The following is a 23,262-nucleotide window of genomic DNA, read 5'->3' as shown; positions in this document are numbered from 1 at the left end:
GGCCAGCTGCCACTCGAGTAGCAGAAAGCAAAACGCAGCGGCTGGTATGACCGCTGCGTCTGGCTCGTCGGACTGAAGGCAGTTACTGCCTTGTTTCATTGTTGCTCCGGTCCGTGTCGGGAACGCGGTGATCAGGGTCGATGACGACGGATGCGACCTTCTTTGGCGACGTAATGGCCATGTCATAAGTCGCCTTCTGCATCCACGTTTCAGCAGGCAGCTTGGTCTTCATCGATGTACCGTCTTCGAACTTCACCTCAACCCATGTCGGGATGACGAGCTGGCCGTTCTGCACAATGGTCACGACCGAACCCTTGGATGTATCGGCTGCGTCAACCCACTTCAGGTTCTTGGCTGCCATGTCCATTGTCCAGTTGTTGGCGTACCAACCGCGCCAGAAGTAATCCAGGTCTTCCCCGCCTTCGCTTGCCATGGCACGGAAGAAGTCGCTGGGCGTGGGGTGCTTGAAGGCCCAGTCCTTGATGTACTTGCGGAAGGCGCGGTCGAAAACCTCGTGGCCCATAATCTCCTCCCGCAGAATGTACAGTCCCTCTGCGGACTTGAAGTAGGTGATGGGGTGGCGGTACTTCTCGCGGATGGCGTCTGCGCGGCTCAGCATGACCGGCGCTTCGGGGTCGGCGATGACCTTTGCGATCTCGTCGGCAGGATAGCCGCCGCCCGGTGCGTACTCGCCGTCACGCTTCGGTCCCCAGATACCCTTCTGGAATTGATCGCTCTCGTAGATGTCGATGAAGGTATTGAAGCCCTCGTCCATCCACGCATCGCGACGCTCGTTCGACTGCACGATCATGGGGAACCACGTGTGTCCGACTTCGTGCGCCGTGACGACGAACAGGCCCTTGTTCTTCGAGTTGATCCCGTCAAAGACCATCGCCGGGTACTCCATGCCAGACGAGAAGCCGGCGACATTCGTCATGACGGGCCAGGGGTAGCTGTACCAGTCATGCGACATGTTCTCGATGGTGTCCTTGGCGTACTCGGTGGTGCGGCCCCAGCCTTCCTCGCCTGCGGACTCTGCCGGATAGAAGCTGAGGGAGAGAGCCGTCTTGCCACCGGGCAGATTGATCTTTGCACCGTCCCAGACGAACCCCGCCGAAGCCGAGAAGACGGCATCGCGCGTGTGGTCCATGTGGTAGTGCCACGTTAGTGTGCCGTCCTGCTTCGGACGGCTTGCCGGGTCCTTGATCTCTGCAACGGTGCGAATCATGACGGTCTTATCGCTGGTACGAGCCTGTGCCAGGCGATCGATCTCGGCCTTGGTCAGGACATCCTTCTCGTTGACCAGGACACCGGAGCCAGCCACGAGCATGTTCGCCGGCACCGTGATGTAGTTGTCGTAATTGCCAAACTCTGTGTAAAACTCGTTGCCCAGGAACGGCTGCGTGTCCCATCCGCGGATGTCGTCATAGACGCACATACGCGGGTACCACTGGGCGATGTCGTAGATCTCGTAGCCATCCTTGGACTTGCCGACGGAAGTGCGGCCTCCCCATGGCCCCGGAACCTTGTAGTGATACTTGATGTGGACCTTAATCTGGGCGCCATGCGGCAGACCTGCGGGCAGATCGATCCTGGCTCGTGTGTCACTGAGGACGTACGTGGCCTTCTCTGCCTTTGCGTTCTTCCCGGATCCCATCAATTCCATTAACTCGAAGATCGTGCCTTCCGAGGACTGGTCCGCACCGGGACGACGACTGCCACCTGCGAAGGAACGTGCGCGGCTGTCCGTACGGTAGGTGTTCTGTTCCACCTGCAGCCAGAGACTGTTCAGCGTGTCCGGGCTGTTGTTGGTATACGTGATGACCTCATCGTTGGTCAGCGTCTGCGTTGCCGCGTCGATGGACGCGTGCATCTCGTAGTCCGCCTGGTTGGCCCAGAAGGCGGGGCCAGGAGCGCCGTTGCCGCTGCGGTAGCTATTGGCTCCGTCCGGCATGGTGAAGGGCGCAAAGGTTTTGAGCGGATCGTAAGTGGCGGAACGTCCGCCGGTATCCGGAAGCTGGGGACGGCGCGGCTGCCCAGCAGGGGGCTGTGCGATTGCAAAAGTTGCAGAAAGAGCAAAGGCGGCAGCGGCGAAAAGCGCGCGGCGCACGGCACACGGGTGTGGCATGAAAGCTCCTGAAGCAGAGGTGTGTCTCTACTAGAGCAGCGAGCCAGCAACTTAGCAAGTCACTCCATCAGCATGAGGCGACAGCGCCTTATGCTGCGGCGGCTTCCACCAGTTCGGGAGCGGTCTCGTGTGGCTTGGTCGCGTCGTATTCGACCAGCGGCAAGCCGGCGTCGCGCCATCCCTCGAAGCCACCGCGAAGTGGACGGACACGATGGACGCCCAGCTTTTGCAAGCGCTGTGCCAGGGTCCCGCTCGTCTCATCGTTCGGGCAGGTGCAGTAGAGAATGACGTCCGTATCGCGCGGCAGAAGATCGCAATGCTTTTCGAGCTCCGTGGGGCTGATGCGAATGGCGCCCGGGAGCACGCGGGGATCGGGGAGATAGTCCAGCGGGTGGCGCAAATCTACGATGAACGGCGCGCGCGTGTGGTTCTCCTCGGACGCCAGGAGCATCTCGTTCAGTTCAGGCCCGGTGATACCCGCATCCTTCAGATTCTTCAGGAACTCACGCTGCCGCCAGATCCGGCGGAGCACAAAGAAGACAATCGCCGCAGCGAAGAGCAAGACGCCGAAGTGCCCAAGGAAGTGGAAGAAAGGCGAGTAGCGCTTGGCGATGTCACCAAAGAAACGGCCGCCAAAAACGTACGCCGAAGACCAAATCAGGGAGCCCACGAGATCGAAGAACAGGAAGCGGCCGTAGCTCATGCCGGTCTGTCCCGCGATGGGCGGCGCTACGGTCGACAGGCCGGGGATGAATTTCGCGAACAATAAAGTGGTTGAGCCATGCTTGCCAAAGGAACTCTCCGTCTTCTTGACGCAGGCGGAAGCCTCCATCGAAAGCCGGCACACCAGCTTCACCACTCTTGCCCCGTAACGGACTCCAGCGAAATACCAGACAGAATCCGAGACAGCGCACGCCAGAAGTATGGCAAACATGGCAGGGATAGCGTGGATTCGGTGTGTCGCCGTCAATGTTCCCGCCGCAATCAGCAACGGCACCGAGGGAACGGGCACCCCAAGCTGCTCCACAAGCACCCAGAGAAAGAGGATGCCATAGGCATAATGCACGAAAAAGTCGAGGGCGATAGGCATAGCGAGGGACTCTGCTCTGTAGATGAATTAGTAACTGGTTTCGCTTCATTTTGCGAGCATTTTTGGACAGGCCTGGAGTCCGCCCGCCTTACAAAGCAAAGGCCCGCCGAGAACGGCGGGCCTGCTTTTCTGCTTGATCCCTGCTTAGCTGGCGTGAACCAGCGGCATGTCGACCAGATGCTGCATGATGAACCAGGCCTGCAGTTCGTTCGCCCGAAGAACATCCGACACGGCGAGATCGTTCGTGCCGTCGTCACCATTGTCGTCTGCTTCCTTCGCGATCTTGTGGCAATCGTTGATGATGATCTTGTGCGCTTCCAGCAGGCGCGAGATCTGTACCGGAACCTCTTCCTTGCCGCGGGGAGGACGCGGAATCTGCGTCACTTCCGCAACGTCGCCGCCCATAGCGATGGTGACGCCGCCCAGGAGTTGAACACGCTCTGCGATCGTGTCGACGATTTCGACCTGCTCCTCAAAGTGCTTATCGAACAGCAGGTGAAGCTGGTAGAAGGTAGGACCGGCAACCTGCCAGTGGTGCTTCTTATACATATCGCGCAGGGCGATGGAGTCCGCCAGAAGCTGATTCAGGGCCTTGCAGGACTTCGCGCGAACCTCTGCGCTGAGGCCGAGCGGCAAATCCTGAGTCACCGTGCCGTATTTCTGGATCTCGTTTGCCTTCTCGTGCCAATGCGGTGTGCTCATGTCCTTCGTGTCGGGCTTCTTGATTGCGACTGCCATCGTGTTTTCTCCTTGTTCCTGTGAAGCATGAGATGCCCGGTGTTGCAGGCTGGTTTCTTTCGTCAACCCACTGCATCAAGCCGCCGACGTAATCGTTTCCGCGCTCGTTCCCTGCTGCTCGCCGGTCTGGTCCGCGAGTGCCTCCGGTGGCGACGGCATCGCGGCGATCTCCTGTGCGGCTGACTCCGGGATGTAGGCGTCGCGATCGCACTCTTCCGTAATGTGACGCAGCTGCGTGCTGATATCCGGATGCAGAGCTTCAGGATGGAAGCGCCAGGTCCAGTTATTCTCAGGCGCACCGGGCGTGTTCATGCGACCTTCCGGCCCCAGGTGCAGCAGGTCCTGTAAAGGAATAATGCAGATCGACGCGACGGAGCGCTCCGCACACCGAATCATCGCCCACACCACGTCATTCGGATGAGCAAGCGGACCAAGGTAAGTCAGTAAATTCTTGCGATCAGCCTCGCCAGCGTTTTGCCACCAACCCAGGGTCGTGTCGTTGTCGTGCGTTCCGGTGTAGCAGACGGTATTCCGGTCGTATTTATGCGGCAAGTGAAGGTGCGCACCACGACCGGAGAATCCGAACTGCAATACGCGCATGCCCGGCATGCTGAAGTCGCAGCGGAGCTTGTCGACCTTATCCGTGATGACTCCAAGGTCTTCCGCGATAAAGGGTAGCGAGCCGCCGAGAACCGACTTGAGCCGGTCGAAGAGCGCGAAGCCCGGAGCCTCAACCCACTCCCCGTTCATCGCGGTTTCCTCTTCCGCGGGAATCCGCCAGTAGGCCTCAAAGCCGCGGAAATGATCGAGACGCAACAGGTCGTAGAGCTCGAGCTGCCGCTTCACACGATCGACCCACCAGTCGAACCCATGCTGCTCAAGGTAGCGCCAGCGATAGAGCGGATTGCCCCAACGCTGTCCGGTAGCCGAGAAATAATCCGGCGGCACGCCCGAAACCGCGATGGGTTTGTAGTTCTCGTCGAGATCGAAGATTTCCTTGTTGGCCCAGACGTCTGCCGAATCGTACGAGACAAAGATTGCCATGTCGCCCATGACCCGGATGTCACGCGTGGTGCAGAAAGCGCGGAGTGCGGTCCACTGTTCTGTAAAGAAAAACTGCGTAGCGTACTCGATCTCGAGGTCTTCACTATGCTCTGCATCGAATTGCGCCAGTGCTTCCGGATCGTGCGCAGCGAGCTCGGTCGGCCACTCGTTCCAATGAACGTAGTTGTTTTGCCTGCGCAGGATGATGAAGCGTGCGTAGTCCACCAGCCACGATTTGCTGGCTTCACGGAATTTTTCGAAGGCTTGGCACTGCTGGCTGGTACTGCCTTTTAGGAAGCGGCGCGCGGCGCGCTGGATCAGCGGAATCTTCTCGGTGATGGCGCGGCCGAAATCCACGGGACCATTGGGCCCGGCGAGCCCATCGGCCTCGCCCGCATAGAGCCAGCCTGCTTTCTGCAGCTCTTCCAGGCTGATAAGCAGCGGGTTACCCGCGAACGCGGACAGTGCAGAGTAAGGCGAGTTGCCATAACCCACCGGGTTCAGCGGCAACACCTGCCAAAGACGCTGATCGGCCTGCGCAAGGTAGTCCACAAAGGCATAGGCCGCAGGGCCAAAGTCACCAATGCCGCCATTCGAAGGCAGCGAGGTCACGTGAAGTAGTACGCCGGAGAGCCGCTCAGAGATCATGTCGAATGTGTGATGCGCAAACACGATGCAATGGAGCGGCGGTCTTTGCTCGGTATTCAAAAGAGAAAGGCCGAACGCAAAATGCGCCCGGCCAGAGTTCTCTACTGCAGTCTGAAGAAGCCAGCGTTAGCTGCCCATGGGCAGCGTCTGCGGAGCGGGCTTTGCCATGACGCGGACTGCACCCTTCTTCGTATATTCATCAATCAGCGTCTGCATGTAGACGCCGAAGACCTGACCGCGCTGCTGTTCCAACAGAGCCGTGCGCTGCGTGGTGAAGTTCTTCGCGATCTCTTCGGCAGAGGGTTCCTGCTTGTCGACGATCTGCAAGACTTCGCCGTTCTGACCATTGTTCAGAGCGGTGCTGATGCCACCCTTCGGCAAATCGAATGCTGCGGAAGCAGCTCCGCTCATCGCGCCAACCTCCGGCACATTACCAGTGCGGTCGACTAGATCCGAGGTCTTTACCGGCACGTTCATCTCTGCGGCTGCCTTGTGCAGATCGCCTAGCTGCTTCGCGCGGTCGGACAGCTTCACCAGCTTGGCCTGCAACATCGCAGGCACCTGCTCAGTGCGGTAGTCCTCCAGAACGTGGTCCTTCCACTCGGCGAAGGTAGGTGCATGCGCAGGCTGGACATCAGCCGTCTGATAGACGACCATCGTTCCCTGACCCGCGGGTGCAAAACGAGCAGCATCACCTTTCTTGCCGGTGAAGGCTGCCTGCACCATCTGCGCGCTGTCCGGGAGAGCCGCAACGGTGTCCGTGCTGGTCAGATAGTCAGTCGTAATCGCCTTCAGATTGTGGTCGGCCGCTGCCTTGTCGATGCCGCTCTTCGCGGCTTCCTGTGCAACCTGCTGCGCAAGCGCGCCAAGAGCCTTGGCACCGTTCTGCTGCTCGAGCAGCGGACGGATCTCGCCTGACACTTCTGCGAGCGACTTGTCATGCGCTTCGTCGCGGGCTTCAGCGTTGATGATGTGATATCCGAAGCTGGTCTTGACGAGGTCCGATGTCTCGCCGGCCTTCAGCTTCATCGCAGCCGCCTGGAACTCGGGCACCATGGCGCCGTTTGCCTTCACGTAACCGAGTTCACCACCAGAACCCTTGGAGCCGGGATCGTCTGAGTTCGCCTTCGCGAGTGCAGCAAAGTCGCCACCAGCGCGGATCTTGGTCAGCAGGTCCTGAGCCTTGGCCTTCGCGGCAGCGTCGGTCGCGGGGCTCGAGGAAGCGATCAGGATGTGACGAACTTTTACCTGCTGGTCGACGTGATAGTCCGCCTTGTGAGCGTTGTAGTACGCCTGCAGGTCTGCATCACTTACCTGCGGCTTGCCGCCGGGAAGGTTCGCCAGGGTGACTGGGACGTAAGTGATCTTGCGCTTTTCCGGCACGGCCGTGGCGTAACGAGGAGCGTTCTTCTTGAAGAAGGATTCAAGATCGCTGTCAATCGGGTTGACCGTCTTCGCGATATCCGCAGCAGAGATCAGCGCGTAGTCGAACTTCACCTTCACGCCCTGCTTACGGACCATCTCGCGAACCGCATTGTCACTGACGGTCGCGCCAGCAACAACAAACTGCTGCAGGCGACGAGTCGTGATCTCTTCCTTCACCTTGCCTTCGAACTCGGCAACGCTGGGGAACTGGAGCTGGGTTGTGACAAATGCCTTGTACTTGTCATCGCCGATGAACTTACCGTCCGGAAAGAAGAACTGGCCAAGCTGGCCGGTCTGCAGCTCCTGGCGTACGTCCGCGTCGGTCGCGGACAGCCCGAGGCGTGCAGCCTCGCGGATCTCAATCGCCGAAGCGATGAGCACCTGCTGAGCCTGCTGCTCAAAACGTGGCATCAGGAAGGGCAGGTACTGCGCGGGCAGGTTCTGCCGCTGCGCCAGAGACTGTGCCAGCTGCGTGACTTCCGTCGTCTTGATGTCGGTGGTCTCACCGAAGAGGCGCCCCACGAGCCCGGGCGTCTTTACCGTGGCGTAGACGCCGGGAGGCGTCGATGCTCCGACCACGCCGTCATACAGACCGGGGACGAGATACAGCACCATGGAAAGCGTAGCCACGCCGATGATGACGGCGAAGATCGCCTTTGTTACACGGTTGTCCTTTTGCAGAGCACGAATCATTGCTTTTTTGCGGAGACCCTTCAGAGAACTCAGTGCGATCCAGCGCGTGCATGACACGCATGAACTACGCGAAGCGCGCAACCATGCGAGCGCACAGAGCGCGGCGCTGCCCCTCAGTATAAATGAGCGGCGAAACGGCGAACGCAGAAAGGCCGCGGCAGATTCGCCACGGCCTCCCTTTTACTCTGACTTTCGGTTAGTACCAGTAACCGCCACGATAATAGCCACGGCGGTAGTACGGTGCTGGATATCCATAGACGCCAACACCCACGACTGCCGGATAGGGCCGCACAGGATACGGTACGGGGCCACCACCGCGGTAGGCATTGGCCGGACCTGCATAGCCGCCAAGACGCTGCATCTCCGCCTCAGAAACCGTCACGACCTGCACCGGCGTCGTCAGGCGGAAATGAAGCAGTGCCTCTGGCGGCAGTGTTGCCTGGCCACCGCCTGAAGCAGCGGATGCACCGAGACCAGCTGCTCCACCCACTCCGGCTCCAATGGCTGCACCGGTCCCACGACCGATGGCGGCACCGATGAGTGCCCCGACACCCGCGCCAACAATCGTTGAGCCAACAGACTGCGCTGCTTTATCGCGACCGGTGACGGTGAATGGTTCGCTCTGTAAAGGAATCTGCTGCCCGCCAAGCTCCAACATGGTTAAGGCAAGTGTCAGTCCCCCTCGTCCCTTGAGTGCACCCGCCCCCTTGGCGTCGATTACGGTTCCCTGGACGGTGGCGCCCCGCGGGATAGCAATCGCGCCGCCTGCCAGTACGTCATTCGAGACCAGAGCGGAGAAGGTCGAGCCGGGACCTGCATCGCCGCTCGAGATCCAGCGATTGATGCGCACTGCGACGTCCGTACCCTGTGGAATCACGACAGGCTGACCACCGGGCTGGCCCTGTGGCGCCGCATAGCCCTGCGGTTGCTGGCCGTATCCCTGCTGCTCGGCCTGCTGAGCCGCCATCTGGCGCTCATAATCGCGGTGGTACAGGCGTCCTTGTTGCTGCAGTGAAGGAGAGTAACCGCCAGTTGCCTGCGGGTCACCGTACTGCGGTGCGCCCTGCTGAGCTGGATAACCAGTCTGTGGGTAGCCGCCCTGCTGTTGGGGGTAGCCCTGCTGGCCATATGCCGGCTGTTGACCATAACCAGGCTGCTGTTGCGAATACTGGGGCTGCCCCTGCTGCGGGTAGCCAGGCTGTTGCTCGTACTGGCTACCACCGTCCTGAAGAGCGGCCTGCCCCTGCTGCACGGCCTGGGCATCCGGTCCCATGTTGCCATTATCTGCGTTGCCCTGAGGATTACGTGCGACCATCTGCCCCCCCTGAGAGGCTGGCATGGAAGCTCCATTGGGCAGGCTGTTCGCAGTTGCAGGATCGTTGTCCGCCTGCTGCGGTGCACCTACGGTGAGCTGGTCGATGACCTTCTTCACTCCCTCTGTGCGCGAGGCAATCTGCTCGGCAGCGTCGCGCGCGGCTTCGTCACTCACCGAGCCGGAGAGCGTAACGGTGCCGAAGACAGTGGAGGTATTGATGGGCTGGTTTGCCAACTTTCCGTCCGAGGCGAACGCCTTCAGGACATTGGCTTCAACCTGAGCGTCGCTGGGCCCCTTCTGGGTCGACTGAGCGAATCCAGACGCGACCGGAACAAGCAGTATGGCTGCCAGCGCGAGCGAACCGGCAAATCGAGAAACAGCAGGGGGGCGCGATCCAAACGTTGACTGCATCGTCATGACTCCGTCGGGCCTCGGCTCCTTTGACTGTAGTCCGGTCCAGGAAGCTGGCCGATCGTCGTGTGCGGCCGGCCCGTACTCCATAAGACGCGATCCTGTCCGGGAAGTTGTGGTGCGATGGGGCGAAGATGCGGCGGCAGAACCGCAGTTCGCCGAGGGCTCCTTATACCTTTTCTGCGGTGACCCTGAGGAGCACTTCAAGTATGCGTTGTGCAGCTTTCAGACTTGCCCGGAAGTCACCCGAAACTTTGGAGATACCGCCGTAGCGAGCGCGGTATCCGACGGGGATTTCGGTGATCCGGAGTCCCTTCTGCAGCGCGCGTATCTGCATCTCCAAGTTCCATCCATAGGTGCGCTCCTTCATTCCCAGGGAGTTCAGCGCGGTACGTCGAATTGCGCGAAAGGCACACATGTCCGTGTAGCGATGCTTTCGAGGAAAACGCAGACGCAGCAATGTGCCGACGAACCACCCGGCAAAGATCTGCGAGGCAAGCATTGAACCCTTCTCCCGTTTGAGGGTCGCGGGGCGTGGTCCAAGTCGCGTCCCGAGCACCAGATCCATTTCGCCCCGCGCGATGGGCGCGAGCAAGTCGGGGATATGCGCTGCAATGTCCGCTCCATCGCCGTCGAGGAAGACCAGCACATCGCTTGTCTGCAAAGCAGCCGATGCACCGTCCATACAGGCCGCACCGTAGCCGCGGGGCGCAGTGATAACGCGAGCACCGGCGGCGATGGCGATAGCTGCCGTATCGTCCGTCGATCCGTTGTCAACGACGATGCACTCGTCGATCAGACTCCAGGGCATCTCGCCCACCACGAAACCTATAGACTCTGCCTCGTTCAGCGCGGGGATGATCACAGAAACTCGCATCTACGCCCCACCCTCCTGCGCAACGGCCCAGAACCGCCCCGGAGCAAAGAAGCGATGCAGCCACCCCTTATAGGCCGCTTCAAGGATCGCAGCAAGCGCGACGGTGCCATACATCCACTTGCTCAGGAAGTACATGTGCGCTCCAGGTTCGGCCCACATGGTCGTGAAACCGTAGAAGATCACGCAGAGGTAGACACCCATCGTGAGGCCAGGACTCAGAACAACGAATGGCACCAGCCATAGGACGTACCAGGGATAGTGCGGCGAAAACAGCAGCATCAGTGCGAAACCAAGCGCGGCGGCCGGACGCAGGAACGCAACTCCATCCCCGGAATCGCCGACACGCCAGCACCACCAGAGCAACGGCACGAAGCACAGAACGCAAAATGCGTAGTATGCAACAGCCGGCAGATCCGACAGGCCTGGCAGATGGTGTGCCAGTTCCAGTAGAAAGTACCGCGATCCGCTGCTGATGCCCTCTTCCTGCACATAACCGCCCGCGAAACCAAAGACTCTCTTTCCGACGGAAAGATACGGCAGGTAGCTGGCTGCGATCACGCCGGCCACAGTCAACGGCATCCGCCAGTCGCGCCGACGCCAGAGTGCCGGCAGCAGTATGAGCGGGTAAAACTTCGTCATCACTGCCGCCCCAAGTGCCAGCCCAGTTAACACAGGCTGATTGCGCATACGGAAGAGCAGGGCCAGCGCCAGCAGCGCAGTCAGGAAAGCGTCAAGATGCCCGCTGGAACCAACCTCCCAGATTAGCAACGGACTCCACGCATAGAGGAGGACTTGCTCCCGTCGGCTCCCAAGGAGCGTCAGCATGCGGGTGAGCGCATAGACCGTGATGGCCTCAGAGGCATACATGGTCAACTTCATAGCGGTCAGACTCGCCGAGAAGGCTGTGGCAATGAAGTAGAACATCTGCGCCACAGGCGGGTAGATCGTGACGGCGTATTCTTTTCGATTAATGTGCGGGTAGATCGAACTATCGCGAAAGGCCGCGATGTGCGGGTCGGCGGGATAGTAGCGATAGGGGTTGATCCCGTGATGCTGCATCATCCCATCCCAGACGTATCGGTAGATGTCGCTGGACAGATGCGGTGGCGGCAGAAGAAAGACCAGCCTGCACAGCAGTGCAAACGCCAGGATGATTGGTATGGTTGCACGGTTCACCGGTTGCCGCGTAACCAGCAGGGCCGCACCCAGGAAGGTGATGAGGGCGCTGAGTGATGTCTCCGAGTAGTCGAAGACGATGTGTCTGAACTCGAACGCCAGGTGACGTGAGAGCCAGAGCATCAGGCAGCCGAGCAGCGTCAGAGCCAGATTGGTACCGAGCGCGCTGGCGGGCCAGAACGAAGCTCCGCCTGCTGCTGGCTTCAACCCGCGGTATGCCATGGCGGCGATCCACCCTCAGCGAGTGACTGCAGAAACTCTCGTGTGCGGACGGCGTCAAAACCGTCGGTCTCGGCGAAGAATGGCCGCTTCCCTTCCAGTAGTTCTGCCGCCAGAATACGGAGGGTTGCGCCGTCATCCACGTCGTACCAGACCGGCAGCTCGACTAATTCCAAGTCTGCTTCAGCGGCGCGTTCAACGGTCTCGGCAAAGACAGAAGCTGTGCTCCACGTAATGCGCTCGAAGACTGCAGCATGTGCCGCTTTCAGGCCGATCAGGTAGTACCCGCCATCGTCCGAACCACCCAGAACGACGCGATCGCCCGGCTGTGCCAATGCTTGGACGGCCTGTTGCAAGGCAGCATACGGAATCGTGGGGCTGTCAGAGTCAATAAGGCACACGGAACTGAAGCCGCACGCCAGCAGGTCGGTCGCCGCCAGGTATAGACGGTCGCCGAAGCCATCTCCCCGCTGGGCAATCAATGCAAAGCTTTTGGGCGCCAGGCCGTCGAACATCGCCTCGTCGCCCACCGGCGTGTAACAGATGATGCCCTGGGCGTCTTCAACCGAATCGATATTCGTGAAGGTGTCGCGTAGGAAGCATGTGTTCAACGCGGCGGACTGTTCAAGGGTCAATGGAGGAGCGAGACGCGTTTTGACCTTCCCTGGTCGTGGAGCCTTTGCCATCACAGCCAGTGCGCATTTGCCAGCGTTCGCGGCAGAAGGTTTGTCAGGAGACAGGATCGGGTACGAATCAGGCAACGGTGATCTCCGCAGAAGCCCGTGCTTCGGAGCTCTGATCGGTCAGGGGTTTGGTGCAAACGCCAAATTGGTAGCGGCCACGGCGTGTGATCTTCACGCTTTCCCACGGTTCCGTATGCAGCAGTGCTTCAAATTCCGGAGCAGACATCGTTTTTACCTTGTGAGGCTCAATATACGGCACGCGACCGAACGATGTGATCTTTGCGAGCAACCACATGGCAGAGAGTGGTAGCTGCGTACGCATGGCGCTGACTGGCTCCGCGATGAAACATCGACCACCCGGCCGCAGGACCCGGAAGATTTCGCGTAATACATCCTCGCGGTTTGGAACGATCAGGAACAGTCGCGACACGACGATGTCGTGGACCGGTTCCATGGCCGCCGGCAGCGCGTGAACATCCGCGTTATAAAACGTGCAGTTGGCCAGGTTCCTGCGTGCGGCGCGACGACGGGCACGGGTCAAAAGGTTATGCGACAAATCCACGCCAGTCGTGCGAATCTGCGGGAACTCTTCTGCAAATCTGCAGGCGTAAAAGCCGGGTCCGCAGCCCAACTCCACCACATGCGTTCCGTCTTCGGGCGTGGCCCCATCCCAGAGGGCATGGGAGATGTCGTACGTGTGATCGTGGAAAAGATGTTCGCGACAGAGCGCGTAGAACCAGCTGTACCGCTCAAAGAGACTGTCAGAAAGACAACAACCGCCGAATCCGTCTGCTGCCTGCTGCTCGATCGCCATACCGTTCCTCGTTGGGGGTGAGGCGGCTGGGCCGCGTGGTCCAACCCCTGCGCAAGCGCAGAGATGAAGTCAACCTATACGATGCCTCGCAGCATACCGGCGTCGTGTCACAGCTCGCAACGAAAAGCGGCTGTGTTACCCGCAAAGACACGCAGTTACATCAACACATGTATCAGTGCAGCGAAGTTGTAAATGACGTGAACAACCTCGCTCACCGGACATCGGCACGGATCGCATCATCCAGCTCGATCCGGTTCTTCTCCAGCAGGTCGCCGAGCGCACGATCCAGCGCCATCTCGGCCTTCATCCAGTCTGACCGGGCTGCGACTTCCGTGGACCGCGCCTGAGCCAGGTATGCCTGATCCTGGATGATCATGTAGTTCGTGCTCGCACCTACGGCGAACTTATCAATCTCCGCCGTCAGCAGCTGCTGCTGGTAGTCGCGGCTTTCCACAGCGGCAGTGTACGCCTCATGAGCATTTTCAAGTGCAACTGACGCATTTTCGATCTGTTGCCGGATATCGTTCTCCAGCTTCGCCGTGCGGCCCTGCGCGCGACGCAGCTGGATTTCATCCCGCGCCGCATCGGCTTGTGCGATCCGATTTCGGAGAGGCAGGTTCAGTTGAATCCCCGCCTGGTAGATCGTCGAAAGCCGGAGACCTCCGGTCGTGAGGGCAGTCGGCACCTGGACCAGGCCTGTTCCAGTCGATCCCAATGTCTGGTATGGCACCAGTGACGAGCCGCGCGTCTGAACATTCGCATACAAATTCAGGAGCGGCTTCACACCATTGCTGGTGCCACGAGCTGCGGCTTCATTTGCCTGAACCTGCAATCCGGCCTGCGCAAGGTCAGGCCTGTTTGCCAGCGCGTCTGAAGTGAGTGCATTGACATCAAGCTGCGGTGCGGCATCCGGCACGGTAATTTTATCGGTCGCTACGATCGAGAGGATTTGCGCGCCGGGGTCAGCCATGTCGCGTACCAGTTGCTGCCGAAGAATGACCTCCTGCTGACGATACTGACCGCGAGCCTGGATCAAGTCGAGTCGTGACGAAGACACCAGGGCCTGCGCGCGCGTGAGTTCCATCGGCGCCAGAGTCCCCTCAGAGACCTGATTGCGGTCGTCGTCCAGCAGCCGCTGAGCCGCGGCCAGTGACTGCTCCTTAACGCCGATGTTTTCGCCAAGAGAAACCAGGTCGTAGTAGAGGCGCGAGACACCGTAGACCGTCTCCAGCACTTGCTGTTCAAACAACAGTCGCGAAACCCTCTGGTTGATCTGTGCGATCCGCACAAAGCGGAGATTCACCGCACGCCCGCGTCCGCGCAGGAGTGGCTGGGTCACGGTCAGCGAGGTGCTTGGCGACTTGAATGGATCGTACTGCGGCTGAGGTCCATAGAGGACCGAGGGAGCATTGCTTACGAACGCCTCGACCTGCGTCCCCGGCGAGAACCCCTGTTGATAGTCAAGCCCTGCGCTCACGAAGGAGAGCGGTCCGGTGCCCGCGCCGGTGCCGGTCGTGCTCGTCTCGATCAATGACGTCTGGTTGGAACGCCTCAGATACCCCGCCTCGCCGATCAGAGTCGGATCGAAGACAGGGATCGATGGCCCCTGTGCGTAGGTATCCGTCCCGCTCTCACTCAACGACTGCTGCGAAGTATTGCCGGTCTGCGTAACCTGAGAGAGGTCCGTCACCGAGGCGTTGGTTGGCGAGCCATTCTGGGTGGTGGTCGTGATCAGCAGCGGGGTGGTCGCGGCTCCCACTCCTGGCGCCGTCTGCGTCACCGTGTAATCCAGGCCACGCAGCGTGCCGCCTCCCTTTGCGCGAGTCAGGTCAGTGTCCGCAAGGCCAAGACTGTAGCGGCCCACTTCAACGTCCAAATTGTTTTCGATGGCGAGCGCCAACGCATCATGCAGCGAAAGGTAAAGCTTGCCATCGCGCACGAGCGAGGCAAGCCGTGAGGTGTCGCCTGCCGGCAACTCCGCGACACGCGCTGGATGGTATGCGCCGATGATATGAAACAGCCCAGTCTTCAGCGGCGAAAGTCCCTCAGCCCTCGGCTTGGTCGCATCGTCCTGAGCATGTTGCTGCATGGTTGAACGTTCCGCTGGCCGCGTCGGCTGAACGCTTAACGGCTTCACATCGCGAAGGTCGATGGTGCTGCCATTCGGCTGCGGTAGGGGCGCGTCGGGAGTAGCAGTGGGACGTTGCGATTCCGGGATAGCCTGCTGGCCAGACGGTGATTGCACGCTGGGTAGGACGGGCTGCTGCGCAGTGTAAGGTGGCGGCTGCTGCCCCTGCTGGGCGACAGCGTCGCTCATGACCAGACTACCCATGCACGCAAGCGCAGTCACTGCAGACGCTGTCATTCGGGTTGAAGGGAGTAGCTTCACTTGCTATTATCCTGTGAATTCGATTGCTTCCCACCGCTGCCCTGCTGCCCGCCGCCGCCACCCTTCTTGCCTTGATTGTTTGTGCTTTCCGACTTCTGGTTCACGATGGACTGATCGCCATACTCATTCGGACCGGCGTTGGGTACCCGGTTGGTCTGCTGGCCGCCATTACCGCTGGCGTCTTCGCCGTTTTCACCACCCTGTTGCATGGGCCGCACCTTGGCGCCCTGCCGCACACCATCCGTCACCGTTGTGATCACGTGGTCCCCCACATGCAAGCCGCTTAGGATCTCGACGGATGGACCATAATCACGCCCGATCTCCACCGGGACAAGCTGCACCTTCATGTCACGCACGATTGCGACCATCGTCTTGTCCTGGCGAACGATTACTGCGTCGCCGGGCACAGTCAAAGGCGGTGTACCGCGAACCTGAATGAAGGTGACGACCGTATACATACCGGGATTGAGGCTGCCGTCGCGGTTATCAAAATCGACCTCTGTCAGCATGGTGCGCGTGTTCGCGTCGATGGAGTGCGTGGTGCGCGTTACGGTCCCATAGATTGGCTTACCCGTTCGCTCTTGCAGAAACACCTGCGCCTGCATGCCCGTTGCGATACTGGTGGAATAGCCCTCGGGCACGGCTACGAGGATACGAAGCTTGTCTACTTGTGCGACCGCAAAGAGTGCGCCTCCGCTGGCCTGCCCTGTCGAGGGTGTCGCGGTACTGCTGCCGTTGCCGCTGGTACCGCTCGTGTTGGAACTGCTCGCGCTCGCCGAGCCACCGGTGCCCGAGTTGGCGGAGTTCATGGGTGGCGGTGTCGAACTCCCACCCGCACCCACCAGGGCGCCGACGTCCGTGTTGCGCTGCGTGACTATCCCATCGAAAGGAGATGTCACACGCTCATAGCTTTGAAGCGCAATGGCCCGATTAAGGTTTGCGCGGAAGCTTTCCACGTTCCTCTGCGACGATGCCACAAGTGCAAGCTGCGCGCGGTAGTCCGTCTCACGCTGGTCGCCATCCTGCCGTGAGAAGACGCCCTTCGCAACCAGTGTGCGCCAGCGCTCCCATGTCACGCGCTTCAAGTCCAATTGCGCCTGTTGCTGGGCCTCATCCGCCTCAGCCTGGTGTAACTGCTGTCGAGCCATCTCGACATTCTGATCAAGATCGGGAGCATCAATCAGACCGAGCAATTGCCCCTTCTTCACACGATCGCCGATATCGACATAGCGCTTCTTCAGGTATCCATTGGCACGTGCATAGATGTATGCCTCGGTGATGGGTGCAGTCGTGCCAGGCACGGTCAGTTGACCGGGCTTGGTACTCCGCTTGACCTCAATGACAGGTACCTGTGGCTCGTCCTGTTCGCGCTCGCGCGCTGCAGCAGCGGCCTTCTTCGCTTCGGCATGATGCGGCAGGTAGCCAACAAGGAAGATGAGCAGCAGCACAGCGACGCCAACGCCAATCCACAGCAGGATCTTTCCCCAGTTGCGATGTTGGGCACGGTGCTTGCGGTCGTACTCTTCCTGGACCTCACGATCATGCTTCACGTTCTCGTGACGCTTGTGGGCGGCCTGACGCGCCAGCGACTCTTCGCGCTCCCATTCGTCGCGCGTCATCCGGCGGTCAGGGTCTTCCTGCACGTTGCGGAGGCGCTCGTCTTCGGGGTATACGCGTTGTTGCAGATCGTCGCTCATGGATCCTATGCCTCGTTATGCCGGCTGCTGCTGTCCGCCGCTGTTGCCTTGCTTGTTGCCCTGCTGATTCTTGTCTTCACCCTCGTGATACGCCTCATCGATTTCTTTATCCATATCGCGAGGAGCAGCCGTACGCAGCCACGAGTACATGATGGGAACCACAAAAAGAGTGCCTAGCGTCGCCAGGAGCAGACCGCCGATCACGGCACGACCCAGGGGCGCATTCTGCTCGCCTCCTTCACCCAACGCGAGCGCCATGGGCAACATGCCGATGATCATTGCCAATGCCGTCATGCAGACGGGGCGAAGCCGAGTGAAGCCCGCGCTGAGGGCGGCTTCCACGCTGCTCTTTCCTGCTGCTCGCTCATCATTCGCGAAGACCACCATCAGGATGCTGTTAGCCGTAGCGACGCCAATGGTCATGATGGCGCCCATCAGCGATGGCACGTTTAATGTGGTGTGCGTGAGGTACAGCATCCACAAGATGCCGGAGAAGGCCACCGGCAACGACATGAGAATGATCAATGGATCGAGCCATGACTGGAAGTTGATCGCCATCAGCAGGTAGACCATGATGATGGCGAAGATGATGCCGATGCCGAGCCGTGTAAACGAGTCGCTCATCGTCTGCACTTCGCCGCGGAGCGCCAGTTGCGAGCCGACTGCCAGGTCCGGCTTGTGCTTCGCCATGATCTTACGAATATCGCTGGCAACTCCGCCGAGATCACGCTGGTCTACATCCGCGTAAATGTCGTAGACCGGTTGGATGTTGTAGTGGTCGATGATGGCGGGTGTCACGTCACGCTCGAAGTTAGCAACATTGCCCAGCAACTGACTTGCATTGCCTGCGGGCGATGTGACCGGCGTGCGCGAGAGCGCCTGCAGGCTGTCGATGCGGTATTGCGGCGTTTGAACAACCACCTGGTAGTTCACGCCTGTTTGGGTATTCAGCCACTCGTTCGGCGCCGTCTGACCAGTGCCTGTGAGCGAGATGAGCATACTCTGCGCAACGTCCTGCTGCGTCAGTCCAATCTGGCGCGCTTTCAGCCGGTCGACATTCACGTTGACTGTGGGTTGAGAAATCAGCTGATGAATGTGCGCATCGGCGACACCCGGAATTGCCTGTACCTCTTTCAACATCTGCTGCGCCGTTGCGTAGTTCTGCGGGCTGCGACCGGAGATCTGCAGATCAATCGGCGCAGGCAGGCCGAAGTCAAGGATCTGATTCGTAATGTTCGCCGGCGTGAAGAAAAAGACACCGTCCGGAAACTTGTTGTGCAGATCAACCCGAAGCTGCCGCATATACATCTGCGTGTCGCGCTTGCCCGGCTGCAGCGAGATGTAAATATCTCCATCCGTATCAGAGATGACAGTGCTATCCCCGAACGCAAGATTGATACCACCATTCGGTAGGCCGATGTTGTCGAGGATCAGCTTAGTCTGCTCAACCGGAATGACCTTGCGGATCTCTCGTTCGATGGCTGCAAAGTACTGTTCGGAGTCTTCGGGGCGCATACCGGAAGGCGGATAAACGTGCAGACGCATCTGGCCAGAATCGACATAGGGAAAGAAGTCTTCGCCGATGAGGAAGACGAGCGGCAGGGACAGCAGAACGAATAGGCCGAAGATGGCGATGGTAAGGCCCCGGGCCTCCAGCGTATGCTCCAACAGTTTCTTGTAACTCTCACGACGACGCTCAAACCATTCGTCGAACCGTGAGTGCCAGCGCCAAATGAAGTTCTCTTTCTTCTCCTTCTCGGCAGCTTCGGGATCCTGGTACAGACCAATCTCCGCGTCGAGCAGGAAGTGCATCATCGTCGGGATCAGCGTTCGAGACAGGAAGTAGGACGCCATCATCGCGAAGACCACCGCGAGCGCCAGTGGGGTGAAGAGATATTTTGCAGGACCACTGAGCAGCGCGACTGGTGTAAACACCAGGCAGATCGACAGCGTTGAGACAAAAGCCGGCGCAGCAACCTGCTGGGCGCTATCAAGGATCGCGCGGACCAGCGGTTTCTTTTCACTCATATTGCGATGAGTGTTCTCGATCTCAACGGTCGCATCGTCAACCAGGATGCCGACGGCCAGAGCCAGTCCACCGAGCGTCATCACATTGATGGTTTCGCCTAGTGCCCCCAGGATCACGAGTGATGTCGCGATCGATAGAGGGATCGACACGCAGACGATGAGCGTCGAACGCCATGACCCCAGGAACAGCAGGATCATCAATGCAGTTAGTGCCGCAGCGATGACGGCTTCACGCACTACCTCACTGATAGATTCGGAGACGAAGACCGATTGATCAAAGAGGGGTGTGATCGTAAGCGCAGAAGGAAGACCAGCCTTTACCTGCGGTAGGAGATCCTTCACGCCTTTCACAATATCGAGCGTCGAGGTCTCACCATTTTTAAGAACGGTCAGGAGCGCTGCACGCTTGCCGTCCTGACGAACCACATTGACTTGCGGCGCGTAACCCAACCGCACCTGCGCGACGTCCTTGACGGAGACAATCGCACCATTGGCCGCTCGGATCGGCAAGTCGTTCAGAGCGGAAACCTGCGTTGGCGATGAGTTCAGCTTGACAATAAATTCACGATCTCCCATGCGCGCCACACCAGCAGGCAAGATCAAGTTCTGCTGATTAAACGCTGTGGAGATATCGGTAGCTGAAAGATGGTGCGAGTACATCAGGTTCGGGTCGGCATCCACCTGCACCTGCCGCACCTTGCCTCCATAGGGTAGCGGAATGGATGCACCCTTCACGTTTGCAAGCCGCGGTCGTATGAAGGCTTGCCCAAGGTCGTAAAGGTCTTCTTCTTTGATTCCCTGTCCCGCAAGTGCAAGCTGCACAATGGGCACGGAGCTGGCGTCGTACTTGAGGATGTTCGGCGGAAAGGTTCCGGGCGGGAGAGTACGCAGAATGGTCTGGACCACAGCCGTGATCTGCGACATCGCCAGCTCAACCTTCACATTCGGTTGGAAGTAGACGCGAATGACTGAGACGCCCTGGTAGCTTTCGGAACTGGTGTGCTCGATGTCATTGACGGTCGTTGTCAGTGCCCGCTCGCAGACGGTTACGATACGGCCTTCCATCTCGGACGGCGGCAGGCCGCCGTAGCTCCACACGATGGTGACAACAGGGATGTTGATGTACGGGTAGATATCCTTCGGTGCTTCCACGGCGGTACCGATGCCCAGCAACAGCATGAGCAGAGACACCACGACAAACGTATACGGGCGGCGTAATGCCAGCCGAACAATCCACATCCCAGTCCTAACCTCGGGTGAAGGTTAGGATGCGTCTTTCGATGCAAAAGAATTCCGTGTCGCAAAGCTGCGTTCGATGACTGGAAAGTCAGTCGGTCAATGTGCACGCGCTGAAAGCAAACAGGGCGGACACCGAGCGCCCGCCCCATAGTTTGTCGTGCGGGCAATTTAGATCGGTGCGCCGGCGGGAATAGCATCCGTATCGCCACCGCGGCGTGCTGGTGCTGCAGCAGCCGGTGCGACGGCTCCGCCGCGGCTGGGCGCCCCGCCACTGCCCGCGGCGTCGAAGGCACTGCCGTAGAAGGCTCGGCTGTCTGCATCCAGTGCCATGTCCTTCGATCGCTCCATCGCATAGCTGCGCAACTTCGCGAGTTCCGCACGCACCACACCTTTAGTCATTGCCGACGCCTGCGGACTGGTAACCAGCGTCTGCAATTCATCAAGCACTACGCGATCAATCGTCAGCTTTGACTCCTGCGCCAGGCCTTGCTGTGCTGGCGCCATCCACGTGGCCTGTAACGTGGCATCGATCACATCGGATAGCGTCGGCATGCTTGCGTCGCGTGCGTGAAATTCAATCAACCGATTGGCCCGCGTGGGCTCGAACAGCGCGGAGAGCGTAATGCTCACAGCAGCATGGACGGGAGCCATGGGATCAAAAGCATCGCCAGCCTCTCCCTGGAAAGACTCACGCGTCCGCGACAGCGAAGGTGGCCGCGGCGGGAACTTCAGGATCAGCGACTCCGGCAGCGTCAGCATCCGCGGATCGAGTGTCTTGAGAACAGCCGTCAGAGCAGCTTTCTGCTGCGCTGCAGGTACCATCGGCGCAATTTGCTGACCATCACCCCGAACGGCGTAGCGATAGTCTTCGCCGGCTATGGACTGAACCGCGGCTTCCACCTGATAGCGATGCAATAGGTACACCGGCACAAGAGTGTCCTGCAATAGCACCATCGGCGTGCCGGGCTTGATGGCCGCCTCTGAGAAGTTCTTCATCGCCACTTCTCGCACCTTTAGTATGTGCTCGAGTTCCACTGCAGAGTCAGGGCCATTGTCCCACTGCGACGAGTGTGGATGCACGGTCGATGCGCCCGAGTCGGTAATGAAGTACATACCCTTCTTGATGCCGTCTTCGATCAACTTATCCAGCGCTGCCTTTTCCTGTGCAGGAGAGGTGTCGGGTGGCAGCTCCATGTAGGTGTGCTTGATTGCTAGCTTGTCCCATTCGCCAAGGCCCGGCTCATAGGCGTGCGACAGATCCAGCTTGCCGTTCTTGTCGATCTGGATATTCGGGAAAGGATAGTCGTCCACTGAGGATCCAAGACCAAACGCACTTGCGGCGTGATTGTGTCCCAGCCCCAGCGTATGCCCCGTCTCATGTGCTGCCAGGTGGCGGATTCGCTGCATCACCAGTGCTAACTGCGCAGGGTCAGGCTTGTCGCTGTTTTTGTAAGGCGACAGCAGAGCTTCGGTGATCAGGTAGTCCTGCCGCTCGCGGCCGGCAGTCAGAGTCACCTCGCCCTTGATGACCTCGCCTGTGCGCGGATCAACGACATCCAGGCCATTGGAGAAGGCACGGTTCTCACCCTCAACCCACAGAATCATGTTGTAACGAATGTCGTACGGATCCGCGCCCTCGGGCAGAATTTCGACCTTGAAGGCATTTGAGAAACCAGCAGCGAGGAATGCGTCAGACCACCAGCGTGTGCCCTCCAGCAATGCCGTCCGCACAGGCTCGGGCGCGCCCCGATCGATGTAGTAACGGATCGGTTCAACCGGATCCGACACAGCGGCGTTCGGATTCTTCTTGATCAGGCGGAAGCGATTGACGAAGCGTGTCTCACGCATGTCTCCCAACGGTTTCGACCAGTCTGAGTAACTCGTGTTTTGCAGATTGCCTGCGCGCTGATCCCACAGGCGCGGCTTGTAGTTGTTATCCGGCAGTTCAATCAACGACTGTTTCGCACCCAGCGTAATCGACGAGATGTCCGGCGCAACAGGGCCTCCCGCCGCACCGCCGAAGCCACCAGGACCACCCGCCGCACCACCGCCCTCTCGGGCGAAGGTCAGCATTGTCTCAATCTCTGTGTTCTTCGGGAAGTTCTTCGTACGCTCCGGCACAATGGTGCTGCGCGTCGGATCAAGACGATAGCCTGCGCCGAGTCGACCAGCAAAGTTGACCACGTCACGTAGCAGAAAGTCGGTTGCATCGATCAGCACATGATCGTCCGCATCCTCAGCCGAGACGGTGAAACCGCCCACGATAGATTGCGCGAAACTCTCGCGCGCTGCGGCTTCCTGTGCCGGCTCCCCTGTCGTGGTACGCCATGCGGTGTTTTCTGCAGTCAGCAGGACCTTCGGCCCAATGCGTGAGAAATGCACCAGCAGCGGCTGCGCCACCGCACCACGATTCACACCCGCTCCGTTGCCGGTTTCCGTATGCCGCAGGTACAGGAACTGCTTGTTCCAGCCGTTGATCTCCAAGTACAGGTGCGCGGTCTTTGTGTCCATGTAGACCGGGAAGAAACCGTCCATCTTCTGGAGCGATGCCGTGCGCTGTGCGATGGTCTGCATAGAGGCTGCCGGTGTATCACCATTTGCGGCCCCACCGGGCCGGCGCTGTGTTTGCGCTGTCACAACGCAGCATG

14 protein-coding genes are annotated in these 23,262 nt (G+C 59.6%); all 14 read right to left on the bottom strand.

Annotated elements, in window-relative coordinates; all coding sequences use genetic code 11:
- Window positions 1–82 precede the first annotated feature (82 nt).
- The 14 genes from BLW03_RS19265 to BLW03_RS19200 all read right to left on the bottom strand — a co-directional run bounded on the left by BLW03_RS19265 (window position 83) and on the right by BLW03_RS19200 (window position 23,188).
- A complete protein-coding gene (locus BLW03_RS19265) occupies window positions 83–2,128 on the bottom strand; it encodes a M1 family metallopeptidase (RefSeq protein ID WP_074655589.1) in 2,046 nt (681 codons plus the stop codon).
- Between the two features lie 88 nt (window positions 2,129–2,216).
- Window positions 2,217–3,218 (bottom strand): VTT domain-containing protein, encoded by a 1,002-nt coding sequence (locus BLW03_RS19260; protein ID WP_074655588.1) that lies wholly within the window; start codon window positions 3,216–3,218, stop codon window positions 2,217–2,219.
- Between the two features lie 144 nt (window positions 3,219–3,362).
- The gene (locus BLW03_RS19255; protein WP_074655587.1) at window positions 3,363–3,956 is read right to left on the bottom strand and encodes a Dps family protein; all 594 of its coding nucleotides are present in this window, start codon (window positions 3,954–3,956) and stop codon (window positions 3,363–3,365) included.
- A gap of 75 nt (window positions 3,957–4,031) precedes the next feature.
- On the bottom strand, window positions 4,032–5,708 hold the full coding sequence (gene malQ / locus BLW03_RS19250) for a 4-alpha-glucanotransferase (protein WP_074655586.1): 1,677 nt from the start codon (window positions 5,706–5,708) through the stop codon (window positions 4,032–4,034).
- Window positions 5,709–5,774: 66 nt separating this feature from the next.
- Window positions 5,775–7,766 carry a peptidylprolyl isomerase gene (locus BLW03_RS19245; RefSeq protein ID WP_074655585.1) on the bottom strand — a complete coding sequence of 664 codons (1,992 nt, stop codon included), beginning with the start codon at window positions 7,764–7,766 and terminating at the stop codon, window positions 5,775–5,777.
- Window positions 7,767–7,962: 196 nt separating this feature from the next.
- Window positions 7,963–9,492, bottom strand: a complete 1,530-nt coding sequence (locus tag BLW03_RS19240; protein WP_212733239.1) for a BON domain-containing protein — start codon at window positions 9,490–9,492, stop codon at window positions 7,963–7,965.
- A 169-nt stretch (window positions 9,493–9,661) separates the two neighbouring features.
- A complete protein-coding gene (locus BLW03_RS19235) occupies window positions 9,662–10,369 on the bottom strand; it encodes a glycosyltransferase family 2 protein (RefSeq protein ID WP_074655583.1) in 708 nt (235 codons plus the stop codon).
- Window positions 10,370–11,767: a glycosyltransferase family 87 protein gene (locus BLW03_RS19230; RefSeq protein WP_083350665.1), complete on the bottom strand. Its 1,398-nt coding sequence runs from the start codon at window positions 11,765–11,767 to the stop codon at window positions 10,370–10,372.
- Entirely contained in the window at window positions 11,749–12,525 is a 777-nt protein-coding gene (locus tag BLW03_RS19225; protein WP_074655582.1) for a TIGR04282 family arsenosugar biosynthesis glycosyltransferase, read from the bottom strand. Before BLW03_RS19225 ends, BLW03_RS19230 begins: the two co-directional genes overlap by 19 nt.
- Window positions 12,518–13,261, bottom strand: coding sequence for a class I SAM-dependent methyltransferase (locus tag BLW03_RS19220; RefSeq protein ID WP_074655581.1), 744 nt, complete (start codon window positions 13,259–13,261; stop codon window positions 12,518–12,520). The genes BLW03_RS19225 and BLW03_RS19220 overlap by 8 nt, the downstream gene beginning before the upstream one ends.
- Window positions 13,262–13,472: 211 nt before the next feature.
- Window positions 13,473–15,578, bottom strand: coding sequence for a TolC family protein (locus tag BLW03_RS19215; RefSeq protein ID WP_244502172.1), 2,106 nt, complete (start codon window positions 15,576–15,578; stop codon window positions 13,473–13,475).
- A 68-nt stretch (window positions 15,579–15,646) separates the two neighbouring features.
- The gene (locus BLW03_RS19210; RefSeq protein WP_074655579.1) at window positions 15,647–17,347 is read right to left on the bottom strand and encodes an efflux RND transporter periplasmic adaptor subunit; all 1,701 of its coding nucleotides are present in this window, start codon (window positions 17,345–17,347) and stop codon (window positions 15,647–15,649) included.
- Between the two features lie 15 nt (window positions 17,348–17,362).
- Window positions 17,363–20,614, bottom strand: coding sequence for an efflux RND transporter permease subunit (locus BLW03_RS19205; protein WP_074655578.1), 3,252 nt, complete (start codon window positions 20,612–20,614; stop codon window positions 17,363–17,365).
- A gap of 168 nt (window positions 20,615–20,782) precedes the next feature.
- Complete coding sequence (locus BLW03_RS19200) at window positions 20,783–23,188, bottom strand: zinc-dependent metalloprotease (protein WP_074655577.1); 2,406 nt, start codon at window positions 23,186–23,188, stop codon at window positions 20,783–20,785.
- Window positions 23,189–23,262 lie beyond the last annotated feature (74 nt).

This window comes from Terriglobus roseus (genome assembly GCF_900105625.1).
GTDB classification, from domain to species: Bacteria; Acidobacteriota; Terriglobia; order Terriglobales; family Acidobacteriaceae; genus Terriglobus; species Terriglobus roseus_B.
Note: the sequence above shows the minus strand (reverse complement) of the source record. Positions and strands in the feature narration are given on the sequence as shown.

Bases quoted from the DNA above. Each gene is read 5' to 3' on its own strand.
- BLW03_RS19265 (WP_074655589.1), bottom strand. From the start codon at position 2,128: ATGCCACACCCGTGTGCCGTGCGCCGCGCGCTTTTCGCCGCTGCCGCC.
- BLW03_RS19260 (WP_074655588.1), bottom strand. From the start codon at position 3,218: ATGCCTATCGCCCTCGACTTTTTCGTGCATTATGCCTATGGCATCCTC.
- BLW03_RS19255 (WP_074655587.1), bottom strand. From the start codon at position 3,956: ATGGCAGTCGCAATCAAGAAGCCCGACACGAAGGACATGAGCACACCG.
- BLW03_RS19245 (WP_074655585.1), bottom strand. From the start codon at position 7,766: ATGATTCGTGCTCTGCAAAAGGACAACCGTGTAACAAAGGCGATCTTC.
- BLW03_RS19240 (WP_212733239.1), bottom strand. From the start codon at position 9,492: ATGCAGTCAACGTTTGGATCGCGCCCCCCTGCTGTTTCTCGATTTGCC.
- BLW03_RS19235 (WP_074655583.1), bottom strand. From the start codon at position 10,369: ATGCGAGTTTCTGTGATCATCCCCGCGCTGAACGAGGCAGAGTCTATA.
- BLW03_RS19230 (WP_083350665.1), bottom strand. From the start codon at position 11,767: ATGGCATACCGCGGGTTGAAGCCAGCAGCAGGCGGAGCTTCGTTCTGG.
- BLW03_RS19220 (WP_074655581.1), bottom strand. From the start codon at position 13,261: ATGGCGATCGAGCAGCAGGCAGCAGACGGATTCGGCGGTTGTTGTCTT.
- BLW03_RS19215 (WP_244502172.1), bottom strand. From the start codon at position 15,578: ATGAGCGACGCTGTCGCCCAGCAGGGGCAGCAGCCGCCACCTTACACT.
- BLW03_RS19210 (WP_074655579.1), bottom strand. From the start codon at position 17,347: ATGAGCGACGATCTGCAACAACGCGTATACCCCGAAGACGAGCGCCTC.
- BLW03_RS19205 (WP_074655578.1), bottom strand. From the start codon at position 20,614: ATGTGGATTGTTCGGCTGGCATTACGCCGCCCGTATACGTTTGTCGTG.
- BLW03_RS19200 (WP_074655577.1), bottom strand. From the start codon at position 23,188: ATGCAGACCATCGCACAGCGCACGGCATCGCTCCAGAAGATGGACGGT.